This window comes from Caldicellulosiruptor hydrothermalis 108 (assembly GCF_000166355.1).
Taxonomy (GTDB): domain Bacteria; phylum Bacillota; class Thermoanaerobacteria; order Caldicellulosiruptorales; family Caldicellulosiruptoraceae; genus Caldicellulosiruptor; species Caldicellulosiruptor hydrothermalis.
Map to the genome: position 1 here is coordinate 2,626,794 of NC_014652.1, position 14,399 is coordinate 2,641,192.

Annotated in this window: 10 protein-coding genes; 4 read left to right on the top strand and 6 right to left on the bottom strand. The window is 35.2% G+C overall.

What is annotated here, in order from left to right:
* On the bottom strand, positions 1-786 hold the full coding sequence (gene cas6 / locus CALHY_RS12630; RefSeq protein ID WP_013404327.1) for a CRISPR-associated endoribonuclease Cas6: 786 nt from the start codon (positions 784-786) through the stop codon (positions 1-3).
* Between the two features lie 266 nt (positions 787-1,052).
* Here cas6 and CALHY_RS12635 point away from each other — a divergent pair, with 266 nt between their 5' ends.
* From CALHY_RS12635 to CALHY_RS12645, 3 genes are all read left to right on the top strand, one after another.
* A complete protein-coding gene (locus CALHY_RS12635; protein WP_013404328.1) occupies positions 1,053-2,381 on the top strand; it encodes a hypothetical protein in 1,329 nt (442 codons plus the stop codon).
* Positions 2,382-2,467: 86 nt separating this feature from the next.
* On the top strand, positions 2,468-3,319 hold the full coding sequence (locus tag CALHY_RS12640; protein WP_013404329.1) for a divergent polysaccharide deacetylase family protein: 852 nt from the start codon (positions 2,468-2,470) through the stop codon (positions 3,317-3,319).
* Positions 3,320-3,411: 92 nt separating this feature from the next.
* On the top strand, positions 3,412-5,634 hold the full coding sequence (locus CALHY_RS12645) for a hypothetical protein (RefSeq protein WP_013404330.1): 2,223 nt from the start codon (positions 3,412-3,414) through the stop codon (positions 5,632-5,634).
* A gap of 72 nt (positions 5,635-5,706) precedes the next feature.
* On the opposite strand, the gene spoVG is transcribed toward CALHY_RS12645, so the two are convergent.
* From spoVG to CALHY_RS12660, 3 genes are all read right to left on the bottom strand, one after another.
* Complete coding sequence (gene spoVG, locus CALHY_RS12650) at positions 5,707-5,973, bottom strand: septation regulator SpoVG (protein ID WP_013404331.1); 267 nt, start codon at positions 5,971-5,973, stop codon at positions 5,707-5,709.
* Between the two features lie 120 nt (positions 5,974-6,093).
* Positions 6,094-6,912 carry a pur operon repressor gene (gene purR, locus CALHY_RS12655; RefSeq protein ID WP_013404332.1) on the bottom strand — a complete coding sequence of 273 codons (819 nt, stop codon included), beginning with the start codon at positions 6,910-6,912 and terminating at the stop codon, positions 6,094-6,096.
* Between the two features lie 123 nt (positions 6,913-7,035).
* On the bottom strand, positions 7,036-8,691 hold the full coding sequence (locus tag CALHY_RS12660) for a GGDEF domain-containing phosphodiesterase (protein WP_013404333.1): 1,656 nt from the start codon (positions 8,689-8,691) through the stop codon (positions 7,036-7,038).
* 513 nt (positions 8,692-9,204) lie between these two features.
* On the opposite strand from CALHY_RS12660, the gene CALHY_RS12665 reads away from it, so the two are divergent.
* Positions 9,205-10,497, top strand: coding sequence for an IS110 family RNA-guided transposase (locus CALHY_RS12665; RefSeq protein ID WP_013402778.1), 1,293 nt, complete (start codon positions 9,205-9,207; stop codon positions 10,495-10,497).
* A 333-nt stretch (positions 10,498-10,830) separates the two neighbouring features.
* Here CALHY_RS12665 and CALHY_RS12670 read toward each other — a convergent pair whose 3' ends face one another.
* Positions 10,831-12,669, bottom strand: coding sequence for an ABC transporter ATP-binding protein (locus tag CALHY_RS12670; RefSeq protein ID WP_013404334.1), 1,839 nt, complete (start codon positions 12,667-12,669; stop codon positions 10,831-10,833).
* Positions 12,662-14,398, bottom strand: coding sequence for an ABC transporter ATP-binding protein (locus CALHY_RS12675; RefSeq protein ID WP_013404335.1), 1,737 nt, complete (start codon positions 14,396-14,398; stop codon positions 12,662-12,664). Before CALHY_RS12675 ends, CALHY_RS12670 begins: the two co-directional genes overlap by 8 nt.
* Between the last annotated feature and the right edge of the window lies 1 nt (position 14,399).

Here is a 14,399-nt window from a genome sequence, read left to right on the forward strand (position 1 = left end):
TTATCTTGCCACCTCAACAAATCCAAAACCTTGGCCCCGTCTAAATCCTATGCCGTTTTGATACAGCTCCTTTAAATCCTCCGGGTCTCCTGATAGTTCAAACAAACCAGAAAATCCTGTCAAAAACATTATATCTTTGCCTGTTGTTTCAACAAACTCAGAAATTCTGTGTTTTACAACCGTCTTTTGAATATTTATTGGTCTGAAAGTCAACCTTTTTTGCAGTCCTTTGTTTTGTCCTCTCAAAAGACGAATATTTCTTATCTCAAAGTCAACAACATCGTTTAACACTTCTTCAAAATCCTTACTAAAAGGTAAAACTGGCACCTTTTTGTTACCTTCTTTTTTCTCAATTAAAACTGGTGCAAATGTTTTGAACGTCATCGTTGAGCTAAATTGTTCTGGTTCTCTTACCAAATACATTCTCTTCAGTTTAATCTTGCAGCTCTCTGTTAAGTCGTATGGATAGAGGCGATTGTTGAGTAAGCTATTGTACATGTTTACAAAAAACTCATAGTCAGATGTGGAAATATTTAGCATAATATCTCCTCTGAAAGAAACGGTATCATCTTGGAAGTTCATATTGGGAAGATTTACTGCAAAGACAAAAGGCTTTTGCCACTTATTCTTTTTTTCACCCCACCAGTAAATTCTATTAAAGTAGTCTTTGTCATACAGCGAAAGTGCTCTTTTTAAAAAGCTCATGAAAATAGTTCTGTAATAGACAGGAAGATTATGTACCTCACTTTGATTTTCACTCACTTCAAAAATGAACTTTGCTCTCACGTGTAATATCCCACCTTTTTTTAATATTCGCATCAGTTTGTCATTAAATATTATATTTCGACATTAATTGCTAAAATCCTTCTTTATTTTTGAAAAATTTTTAAATTTTTAGATGCTTGAAAGATAGTTTATGGCTTAAATTTGTTCTCATATTTTCTTATTCTATCTCAAAATTGCTCTGAGTTTTTAAAGTAAAAAATTTTTTGAAACCTTTTATCATTTTCTGCTACTATATTTATAGCTAAATCTCTTTTGGAGTGAAAAATATGGAGAAAGTCAACCAGTTTATTACAAAGTATATATACCTTTTTGCAATAACAAGCCTTGTCTTTCCAATATTTATTATGTTTTCTTCCATGGTAGCTCCAATAGATTTGTCAAATGTATTTTTGGCATTTGTGGTTATGGACATTTTGTTCTTGCTAATACCACATCTTATTCGCGCAAAAAGCCAGGGAATGTGGGAAAAGATTTTAAATATCCTGTTTATAATAGTAGTCCCCCAAGGTTTTGCATTAATTGTGTTAAAGCCCTATGGTTTTTTTGAAATGTTTCTCGGTCAAGTTTTTTGCATGGGACTTTATATACACTCATATTTAATATTCGAAAAAGATCAGGTCTCCCTATCACTGGGATCAATCTTAGCAGGTCTTTGGGCTATAATAATAGTGGGAGCAGTCTCAAGTTTTATGAACATACCAAGAAATATTACAAACCAATACACTACTTATTCAATAATATTTTTGGTGACAAGCATTTATCTTATAAACAGGGTTAACTTGGAAAATCTGCTGAGCAGAAGATATAGAAGAAAAAATAGCATATCAAACAGTATAAGTTATATTAACCTCTTCTTGAGCATTGGATTCATAGTGATACTTCTTCTTCTTTTCAAGTTCAAAGGGCTCGCACCATACGTTGTTGCATTTATTGTGGAAACAATAAATTTTGTGCTTAAGGTTATAAAGAAGATCCTTGACTTTTTAAACTCTTTGTTTGCCACAACAAAACCACAGACAGATACAAAAAATGGATTAGAAGAATTTCTAAAAAACATGAGACCAGCAAAAAAGAGCTTGTTTGCTCAAATCCTTGACTTTATTGGTTATGTTCTTGCATTGTCAATTTTGGGATTTTTGATATACAAGACGTTTGGGATTTTTGTAAATATATTGAAACAGATGATGGCAAACTTTTTGATCTTTTTAAATAGTATTGCTGGCAATCTTCAGATCGAAGAAAGAGGGCAAAACTACACAGATGTGAAGACATTCATCTTTGCAAAAAAATCCCCTCATCAAAAATTAAAAAATGCCAGAGCAAAAAGAGTAAGCTTTGAGAAAATAAACGATTTAAACCTGCGACTTCGAATCATCTTTAAACTCACAATGGAATATTTCCATCACAGGAAAAATTATGTGCTCAAAAGCTCTTACACCCCACTTGAGATGGGAAAGACTATCTCAAAAGGTGAACTTTTAAATGCTGATGTTGTAAACAAGCTTGTTGAAGAATATAACAAAGTTAGATATAACAGGGAATACAAGGTATTGTCTACCGAAAACTTTGAACGTTTTTTGAAAAACCTCAAATAGCTTTATTACTTCAAACTTGCATACAAAAAGCAAAATCCGAATAAGTTATTTATTGAGAGGTTAAAGCTTTAATTTTGAGAAAGCAGATGAGATTTAAAAGATATATTCTTGTGATAATAGAAAGAACAAAGCTAAGCAAGTTCTTTATACCCTTTCTTGCTCTTTTTTGCGGTGCTGCTCTGCTTTTAGTGTATCTTTTTTACAATCCAAAACCTAAAATAAAAGAAGCTGCCAGCCAAACACTATCTTATGTTGCTATCATTTTTGAAGATGCTGGAATGGATGAGGAAGAAGTACAAAAGCTTTTGAGTATAAACGTACCATTTGACATTGCTATTATTCCTTTTTTGCCCTTTTCAAATAAGATATCTCTTACCTCCCATGAAAAGGGAAAGGAAGTTATTCTTCATCTTTCAATGGAACCTGAAGAGGAAAGTACAATTTGGCTTTGCCCGCGAAGTATAATGAATGCAACCCCAGATGATGAGATTGAAAAAATTTTCAAAGATGCTCTGGCAAATGTGGCAAATAGCAAAGGACTGAGTATTCATCTTGGTACACTTGTCTGCAAAAATGAAAGAATAGTAAAAAAGCTTTCTACCATTGCAAAGGAAAATAATTTGTTTATAGTAGACTCTACCTTTTCCTCAGAGTCACTCTTTGCAAAAATAGGAAAGCAGATGGGACTTCAAGTAGTCATCCCAGACATTGTACTTGATTCAAGAAATGAGCTAAAACCAATACAAGACAAGTTCAATCTTCTTTTTAACATAGCAAAGAAGAAAGGATTTGCAGTGGCAATAGGTCACCTTGGGACAGATGGTGGCATCACAACAATTGAAGCATTCAAGCAGGCCATTCAAAAGGCTGAAAAAGAAAATATAAAGTTTGTATTTGTCTCAGAGATTTTAAAGCTTCAAAAGGAAAATATTAAGTAATTTTAATTGAATCTTTCTTTTTATCGCAATATAATTAATATTCAGGACCACAAAAGAATAAGAAGCGGAAAGGAGATAAAAGAATAAAAGACATGAAGAAAAACCTTGTTGCAGTTTTGATAACATTTGTCTTTTTCATAAATCTATTTTCTTTTATCAAGGTACAAGCATTGCAGAGCGCACCAGAAAAGCATCTATTCTCCGTAAAGCCAAAAGGAAACTATATTGAGATTTTGAAAGGCAGTCAAGTTGTTGCCAAGATATTGCCACCCGAACTGTTAAATGAATCTCCAGCAAAAAAGGAAGAGACCCAAACAATTCTGCTGCCGTTTATTGAAAATGGAGCAGTTAACTGGAGGTTTGAAAAAAATGAACCTTCAGACCTTTTATTTTTGTCAGACGGTAAAAATAATACTTTAAAGCTCAACTTTCACACATTTGACGTCTTTTATAAAATAACATCACCATATATCGATCTCAAAGACGAATATCAATCTGCCCAGCTTACCTTCAACTACAACTGTGAATTTAAAAGATCTCCCCAGCTCAAAGACGATGAAACCATCAACGTAGAAATCTCTATTTTTTCTGAAAACAAAACAAAAATACTTGTGCTTCCTGAAAAGATAAAAGTAACTTCTGGCAGAGGAACATTTAAAACCTCTTTTTCTATCCCGGTGGATAGCAGGTATATAAGCTTTGAGATTTCTCAGACAAGCCGCAATCTTATAAGCTGTGAGTTTGAAAATTTCAAGATAACCCTTGTAAAACCCTCAAAGTACACCTTCTTGCTGAAAAACGTTCAGGTTTACAACAACTATATTCAGCAGGAGTTTGAAAATAGTTTCCAAAAGTTTACCAGAAAAATATTTGTATCTTCCTCGCAGGATGTTATAAATGTTGAAGAGAGTTTAAAGTCTAAAGAAGATCATCAAGTTTTCAAAGAAGATTCCATAGTTGAATTTGAGTCAAGACCTATTTTTATCTTAAAAAGAGATTACAAGCTCGAAAAATTCACAAAACCTATGTATGTTACAGACTCTCTTTCAGATTTTTATTTAAAGCTTGAGAACTGTGCCATAGGTTATGCAAACAATTATGATTCAATCGAAGCATATAACCTTAAAAATAAGGCAAATGTGTTTATGTTTCTTTCAAATTCTGATGATATAAAGTATTTTGTGATTGGGAAAAACAAAGAACATATATACACCACTACACAGCTTTTTAGAAAAGGATTTGAAAAGACATATGTGTATTCCATCTTTCCTGCAGGATACACATATTCGATAAAATCAAGGTCACCCAACGCCACAAAAGCTATTTTAATCTTTTCTCATCACTCTGACTCAAACATGATATCAATCATAAAAGCCATGATGTTTGGCACAACAGATACCAAAGACCCTTCTTATATGAAAAAGGGATTTGTAGGATATAAAATACCAATAACATGGGGATTCTTCTACAAATCAGTAAAGGGAATACCTGGATTTGATAATCCAGAGTACAGAAAACTCATAGAATTTTTGGCTCAAAAGAAAATAGAGGTGGCTTTGCACACAGCATCACCAGTTGCTAAAGAAAATACTGTTGAGCTTATAAAAAAAGCACTGGAAGATACAAGCTATTTAAAGCTTGATGACTGGATTGACCACAGTCTATCTGACGGCACACGAAGTGCAGCTTTAAAAAGCGAAGGTGCTATTCATGGTAGCAAAAACTATTCGTTTGACCTTTTCTTGAAACACGGGTACAAATACTGCTGGTCATACCTTGACGTAAAGCTTGACACGCTCAATATGCTTCAGCCTGACAAGGTTACATGGCATCCGCAGATTTTTTTCAAGAACTATAACTTTGGAGAAGGTGATTCGCTGTACCAGTGGAACTCAGCAAGATTCAGAAATCTTCCAAAGATGCTTTCTTCATCCCAGCTTGACAAACTTATAAATGAAAATGGAGTGTGTATCATCCACGACTATTTTGCACATCCTATGCAGAAAAACAAACTTTTTATTGTAAAGAACAAAAAGGTGTATATCTCCCCGCAGTTTGACAAAAGTCTAAGACTTGTCTCAAACCTCATGAGCAAAAAACTTTTGTGGGTACCAACAGTAAAAGAGTTTATCGACTATGAAATAGCTCTCAAAAACGTGCAAATAACGCCGCTTGACTCAACAACCCTTGTTGTGGACAACAAAAACTACTCTGAAATAAAAGGTTTTACATTAATTACTCTTTTACCAAATGGTCAGGAAAAAAGAACCACAGTTAATCTGCTTCCAGGTGTAAATCTCATTACAATACCATAAAAACAAAAGGGGCTTTAGGAACTGAAACTTTACCTAAAGTCCCTTTTCCTCCTTTTAATTTCAGCTACTATTTTATTCTCCTGCTGAGATAACAGCTTCATACTTCTCAATCACAGCTTTTTGAACCATGTCGCGCGTCTCCTGGTTTATTGGATGAGCAATATCTTTAAACTCGCCCTCAGGCGTTTTGCGGCTTGGCATAGCAATGAAAAGCCCGTTTTGCCCCTCGATAATCTTAATGTCATGAACAACAAAACAGTTGTCAAATGTCACCGATACAATAGCCTTCATTCTTCCTTCGTTTGTAATCTTTCTAATCCTAACATCTGTCACCTGCATAAGTCCATCCTCCATGTTAAAATTTAGTGTTGTTATTTTATATAATTCTCCACTTTTTAATCTTTCCCTTTATCATTTTTAACAAAATTTTCTTTCTATTTGGTGCATTTTGTTTAATTTTTATGAAATAACCTGAGGGTTGATAGAAAAGGTGATTTTTTTATTTTCGGCATTAAGTTCCTCAAGAACTAAGAGGCTTTTGTAATCCACATCCACAGACTTTTTGTCTTTTGTTGCAATGAGCACTCCAACACCAACCAAGCTCGATTCAAACTCAGAAAGAAGATCTTTCATGCCTCGCACTGTTCCACCGCCGCGCATAAAATCGTCTATAAACAGAACTTTTGCACCTCTTTTTATAGCTTTTTTTGCCATTGTCATTGTTTCAATCTTACCTGTTGTACCAGAGATATACGAAATATTAACAGTTGACCCTTCTGTAAACTTGCTTGAGTTTCTTGCAACAACCAAAGGTTTATTGAAATACTGGGCAACATACGATGCCAAAGCTATACCTTTTGCCTCAACAGTGGCAATGTAATCTATCTCTTTTTCTAAAAATAACCTTACAAGTATTTTGGCTGCCTTTTTTATAATTTCAGGATTAAAGACAATGTCGTTTATATATACAAACCCGCCTGACACAATTCTTTCGGGATTTTGCAGCTCATTTTTAAGAAATTCTAAAAACTCCAGCTCCTCCTCTTTTTTCATAACAGGGATGTAATAAACTCCACCCGCAGCCCCGCTAACTGTTTCAAGCCTTCCCTGTCCTGTCTGCTCAAATATTTGCGATATCAAGTCTATATCCTCACTCAAGGTGGATTTTGCACAGCTCAGCTTTTCACAAAAAAAAGTGAGACTAAAAAGCTTCATAGGATTTTGCACAAGTGTGCTTGTTATAAAAATGAGCCGTTCTGATTTACCAATCTTTTGCAAAAAAGACACCTCCAGAAATACAAAAGAACATGGAATACTTTTAATATTAAATATTTATTGAAAATAATTATATCACAACTTCCGAATGATACAAAAATTTTTTGAGCGAACGTTCGAATAGTGTTACAAAACCATTAACTGATTTTCATGTCTTCTATAAAACTCTAAAAACTCACTTCTAAAAAGTGGTTTTGAGAATAGAAAACCTTGAGCAAGGTCACAGCCAAGATCTTTTGCAATCTTGTAATGAAATGGTGTTTCCACACCTTCAGCAATTACTTTTATCTTCAAGGCATGAGCTATATCAACAACTCCTTTAACTATCGTCCCTATACTTTTGTCAAAAACCGCACTTTCTATGCATTTATTATCAACCTTCACCGCATCAACAGGGAAATATCTTATAGTATCAATAGCTATATTATCGCTGCACCAGTCATCGACAATTATTCTAAAACCTTTTTGTTTAACCTCTTCAGCAACTTTTAAACACTCAGAAAGATTTGCATCAATATCCTGTTGGCTTATCTCAAATACCATCATATCATTATACTTGTCACAGTAGGTAAAAACCTTGTTTGAAAAAATGCGTTCAACCACATAAGAGTCTAAAAACGACACATTTAATGAGATAAAAAAGTCCTCTGTACATGTCTTCTCAAAATCTTCCATATCCTGTGCAACTGTATCTAATACCCACTCTTCAATCTCAGGAATCATACCTTCTTTCTGGGCAATCGATATAAATTCCTTCGCAGAGATTATCCCCTTTTGGGGGTTTATCCATCTTAAAAACACTTCTGCTCCTGCAACTTTGTGTTTCTTCAAATCAACCAATGGCTGGTACACAAGCAAAAAGTTCTTTTTGAGCACAGCCTTTTTGAGTTCTTTTGACACCGAAATGCAGAAGGAAAATTTTGAGTTCTCTTCTTCGCTTGTAAAATGTACCTTTTTATCATCCCTTATTCTCGCCTGTTCAAGCGCTTTTGTAGCAGATTTTAAAACCTCATGGATACTGTTGCCATCATTAGGATAAAAAGCAACTCCTACAATACTCTTCAGTTCAAGCTCCTCACCAACAAGATACCATCTGCCATCTATGATTTCCTCTATGACCTTTATGTACTGCAAAAGCAAATCCCTACAACCGTAATCATAAAAGAGTATCGCAAACTTGTTTTCCTCTATTTTGGCAACAAAGCTCTTTTCAGGAAGCCCATTTTTTAGCTTGTACCCAATATCTTTTAATATTACATTAGAAAGTGAATAAAAATTCACCATTTCAAATTCTGATAAGTTTTCTATATCCACTACGACAACTGCTATTTCATTAAAATGTGAAGGCACATCTTTTCTCAATTTATCAAAGAATATCTCAAGCTGGAGTTTGTTTGGAAGCCCTGTAATCATGTCAAAATATGCAATCTCAACTATCTTTGTCTTTTTTCCGTTTGGAAACTTTTTGTACTCCTTTTTTGTTATCTCAAAAAGTTTTCTTTTGAGAACATCACTCTCAGCAGCTGTCTTGTGCAAAAACATTTTAAGCTTATATTTTTCTTGCAAGAGTTTGTAGAGCACGTAAAATAAATATAAGCTGTCTGCTATAACTACTGCAGTTGTAAAAATAGCAACAATAAGTTTGTATTTTTCAAAAAGCGGTTCTCTAAAAAATACTAAGTAGATTACCCCTGCTAAATAAGCTATGTTCAAGATAAAAAACGCAAGGGCAGCTTTAAAACCTTTGTTGAAACATTTCGAAAGATAAAACTTTGAAAACATAAATTAAATGCCTCCAGTCCCCCTTGTATAATTATTTTCGTAAGACACATCAAAAAAATTCCAATAAAATAACAACCAAAGTTTCGGTTAACATAAGATTTTAAGACGCATCGACTAAAATAACATTTCTAATCCATCCTCTTTGAGAGGAAAGCAGCGCAAAATCACTTCTCGCTGCTTGTGGCTTCTAATCTTTAGCCACTTTTTAAACACTATCTTTAACGCTGGCCTCTTGCCAGCCTTGCTAACTTTGATATAATTCTTTCTATCTGGGCATGGAATTTAATGTCCTTACCCCCCTGGGTGCGGATTTTTAAATCCCGCTTACCCGCAAACGAGACTATTATTCCATTCCAGGTAAGTCTAAACTATTTGGCTGGTTGAGGCCAGCTTAAAACCTAATTAAAGCTGGTTCCTCGTATCACTTGCAAGGTTGTATACTTACCTTCGCTCGGAATGGAAAACTCATGCCCTAATTCAATTTTAAAACTACTTACGAGGAGGTCTTACGCCATGAACTTAAAACCTATTGCCGGGATTGATGTCTCTAAATATTTCAGCGAAATGGTGGTTATCTCTCCTACAAATGAAATAATCGCTCGCTTGACTATCCATCACAACAATCCCTCTGACTTTGATAGGGCTATCGAAATCCTTAAAAAAGTTGAAGAGGATTTCGCGGCTCGCCCTACCATCGTCATGGAAGCCACAGGGCATTACCACAAAATCCTCTCCCGCTTCTTTACTTCTAATGGCTGGGATGTTGCAATTATCAACCCCATCCAATCTAATTCTATCAAAAATGCGGGAGTTAGAAAAGTAAAAAATGATAAAATTGATGCCCTGTGGATTGCCTTAACTTTCAGACTTACTAACTCTACTACAGCACAACCTTCATCTGAAATCCTTGACTGCTTGAAAAACCTATGCCGTCAGTATTACAACCTCAGCGATGAGTTAACCTCTTACAAATATAGACTTACTTCTGTCGTCGACCAAATTATGCTCAATTTCAAAGAGGTCTTCCCTGACATTTGCTCTAAAACATCTTTGGCTATACTTGAAAACTACCCCACTCCAAACGATATCTTGGGCGCTGACACCGAAAAACTTATTTCCATCATTCAGCAAACTTCTAAAAAAAGCTACCAATGGGCTAAAGAAAAATACGAACTACTCATTGCAAAAGCTAAAGAATTTAAGTCTTTTTCTATCTCCAACTTGGCAAATGTTACTATGCTTAAAGTCTATATTAACATGGTCTTAACTTTACAGCAAAACATCGACAAAATTTTTGAATCCATAAATCAACTTGTTCAGCAGTCTTCACAGACTCAGCCTTCTATATCCGAAAATATTAACCTTCTTCAATCTATCCCCGGCATAGGTTTTCTATCCGCTGCAACTATCCTTGCTGAAATAGGTGATTTCGAAAAATTTTCAAAACCCAATAAACTTGTTGCCTTCTTTGGCATTGATCCTTCCGTAAATCAATCCGGGCAATTTGTCGGCACAAAAAACAAAATGTCTAAACGTGGCTCTAAAATCTTGCGAAGAATCTTATTTACAATTGCTCTTGCTAATATCAGAACCAAAAGAGATTCTAAGCCTTGTAATCCTGTGCTATTCGAATACTATCAGAAAAAATGCCAACAAAAGCCTAAAAAAGTTGCATTAGGCGCTGTTATGAGAAAAATTATTTGTATCATCTTTGCTGTTATGCGTGATAAAAAACCTTTTGAACTTAGAACTCCTGAGGAACATATTCGAAGATGCTTTAATAACACTGCTGTTTATTGCGTATAAATAGTTGTTTTATTAATGAAACATTAGTTAACCATAATATGTGCTCAGCCTCCATATGTTATGTCAACTTCTAATGGATGGCTTACCTTCTTATACCCTTTTAAAAGAATTTTCTACCATAAAATGTTATCAAAAATTTTTTAAAAAACTCTTGACTTTAATTAGCTGGTCTCGAATGTTTAATATATTTTTACCCCTGCCTTTAAAAGATATAACTCCAATATTTATTCATTTCCTATTTCTTAACCGCTTTCATTATACCTTAATACTTTCTAAAATGGCAAGATTGTACTTAAAAAACTATACAACTTTTTATTTTACTTCCTTTGCATTTCACACTACCACAAACTGGCTCATATATAGATTATAATAAAACCCTTTCTTTGCTAAAAGCTCATCGTGTGTACCCTGTTCGATAATTTCACCGTTGTATATGACAAGGATGAGGTCTGCATTTCTGATAGTGGAAAGTCTGTGGGCTATTACAAAACTTGTTCTTCCCTGCATGAGCTTTAGCATTGCGCTTTGGACAAGCTTTTCTGTTCTTGTATCGATGTTGCTTGTTGCCTCATCCAAGATAAGAATTGCTGGGTCAGACAAAATTGCTCTAGCTATAGCTAAAAGTTGGCGCTGACCTTGGCTTAAGTCCATTCCGTTGTCTGTAAGCACTGTATTATAACCATGCGGAAGATGCTTGATAAAATCATGTGCGTTTGCCATCTTTGAAGCTAATATCACTTCATCGTCAGTCGCAGAAAGTTTTCCATACCGAATATTTTCTTTCACAGGTTCTGAAAACAAAAATGTGTCTTGAAGAACAATCCCAAGCTTTTTTCTGAGATTATGTCTGTTAATCTTTCTTATGTCAATACCATCAATTAAAATTTGACCACTGTCTACATCATAAAATCTGCTAAGCAAATTTACAATCGTAGTTTTACCGCTTCCAGTTGGACCAACCAGTGCTACCATCTGCCCGGGTTTTACTTTAAAGCTCACGTTTTTAATAACAGGCTGACCTTTTGTATATGAAAACCACACGTTTTTGAATTCAACTTCGCCTTTGATGTCTTGCAGGTCAATTTCATCTTCAAAAGAGGTCTCTTCTTCCTCATCCATTATCTCAAATACTCTCTCTGCTGCGGCAAATGCAGATTGAATTTGATTGAACTGGTTTGCAAGCTCGTTGAGTGGCCTTGTAAACTGTCTTGCATACTGAATAAAACTTGCAATTGTGCCAACCGTGATAAAGCCTTTAAGTGCCAAAAAACCACCTGATGCTGCAACAATGATAAACGCAAGGTTGTTCAAAAGGTTCATAAGAGGTGGAATGATTCCTGAAAATATCTGTGCTCTTATCCCAACCTGTGTAAGCTCTCTGTTTACCCTCTCAAACTTTTGTATCTCTTTTGCCTCTCTTGTAAAAACCTTGATGACCTTCTGACCTGTTATATCCTCCTCGATTATACTATTCAAACTTCCCAAAAGCTTTTGGTTTTGTGAAAACAACTTTCTTGTTCTTGTTGCAATAAGATTTGTAAGCCAAAACATAAGTGGCACAACTGTCAATGTTAAAACTGTCAATATAGGGCTTAAAATGAACATTACAATTATCGACCCTGTGATGGTTATCATACTTGAAAATATTGAAGTCAAGCTTGCGTTCAAGGTATTTGTCACAACATCAATGTCGTTTGTCAGACGCGACATCAAATCTCCATGCGCTCTTGTGTCAAAAATCTTTATTGGCATTCTCTGAATTTTTGAAAAAAGGTCATTTCGCATCTTGAAAACTGCTCTTTGCGAAATTACCATCATTCCATAGCCCTGAAGATAAGCAAAAAAAGAATTGAGAATGTAAATTCCTATCATTGCCAAAGCTATTTTATAAAGTCCACTAAGTTTTCTGGGAATTATATAGTTGTCTATAGCTTTTTGAATCAAAAGGGGAGAGATAATCTGCAAAATTGCACCTATTGTGACAGTTAAAAATATTCCTAATAGCAAAAGCTTAAACTCTTTAAAATATTCCCATAACCTTTTTAAAGTAGCTCTCAAGTCTTTAGGTTTTGCACCTTTGGATGAAAATCTGTGCCCTGGACCTCTTCCCGGCACAGGACCCGGTCCAAATACAGGTGGCTGAAATGAAGATTGCTGTCTTTGCTCAGGCAATTTTGCCTTCCTCCTCTCCAGTTTGAGTTAAGTAAATCTCTCTGTAGATGGGACAGCTTTTCACAAGCTGGTCATGTGTGCCAATTGCGACAATCTTGCCTGCGTCCATGACAATTATCTTGTCTGCATGTTTTATGGATGATATTCTCTGGGCTATTATAAAGGTTGTTGTCCCTCTCATGTACTCTTTAAGAGCTGCTTGAATCTTCTTTTCAGTTGCCATATCAACAGCAGATGTGCAATCATCTAATATTAGTATTTTAGGCTTTTTCAAGATTGCTCTGGCAATTGAAATTCTCTGTTTTTGCCCACCAGAAAGGTTTACCCCACGCTCAGAAACGTCAGTGTCATACCCTTTTTCAAAACTCATGATAAAATCGTGAGCTTGCGCTGCCTTTGCAGCTTGTATTATCTCTTCCATGGTGGCATTTTCGTTGCCCCATGCAATGTTTTCTTTTATTGAGCCTGTAAAGAGAATTGTGTCTTGTAAAACTATGCTTATGCTCTTTCGCAAAACCTCAACATCATAGTCTTTTACATTTATATCGTCAATCAGCACTTCGCCTTCTTGAACATCATAAAGTCTTGGGATTAAACTTACCAAGGTGGATTTACCAGAACCTGTTGTGCCAATAATCCCAACTATCTCGCCAGGATTTGCAACAAATGATATATTCTCAAGCGCCGGACTTTCTTCATCTTGGTTGTAGTAAAAGGTTACATTTCTAAACTCTACCTTGCCAAATTCAATTGGCTTTTTAATGGCGTTTTCTTTGCTTTTGATATCAATGCCGCAATCCAAAACCTCGTTGATTCTTTCTGCAGATGCGCTTGCTCTTGTGATAAATAAGAAGATATTGCCTATCATCATGAGAGAAAACAATATTTGCATAGTGTAGTTTATAAACGCCATGAGCTGCCCAACTTGCAGGTTGCCATATTTTACTTCAAACCCGCCAAACCATACAACGCCTACCATTGCCATATTCATAACGAGTCCAAAAAGTGGCATTGTTATTACAACAATCCCAAAAGCTTTCAAAGAGGTTTGTAAAAGGTTCTGGTTTGCATCATAAAACCTTTTTTGTTCATGTTCATGTCTAACAAAAGCTTTTACAACTCTGCTTCCCAAAAGGTTCTCGCGCATCACAGCGTTTACCCTGTCTATTCTTTTCTGGAGCTGGGAAAATAAAGGAAAGCTAAATTTTATCATGAAGTAAAAAATTAATATTACAAATGGTATAGAGACAAATAACACCAAAGATAGTTTTGGGTCGATTGTGAGAGTCATTATAATCCCACCTATGAAAAGAAGAGGTGCTCGCACAACAATCCTTAGCATCATCATGACAACATTTTGAATCTGAACAACGTCATTTGTGAGTCTTGTAATCAAAGTTTCTGGTCTAAACCTGTCTACATTTTTAAAAGAGAATGCCATGATTTTTTTAAAAAGTTCGCATCTCAAATCATACGCAAAGTTCTGGCTTGCAATGCTTGAAAACACAACACATCCCCCGCCACCAACCATTCCAATCAAGGCTGCTAAAATCATTATTAAACCTGTTCTTAAAATGTATCCTATATCGCCTCTTTTGAGTCCAATATCAATTATCCTCTCCATAAACCTTGGCTGCATTAGGTCCATCACAACTTCTAAAAGCATAAAAAGCGGTGCCAAAATCACAGCCCACTTGTAAGGTTTTAAATACCTAAAAAGCTTTATCATC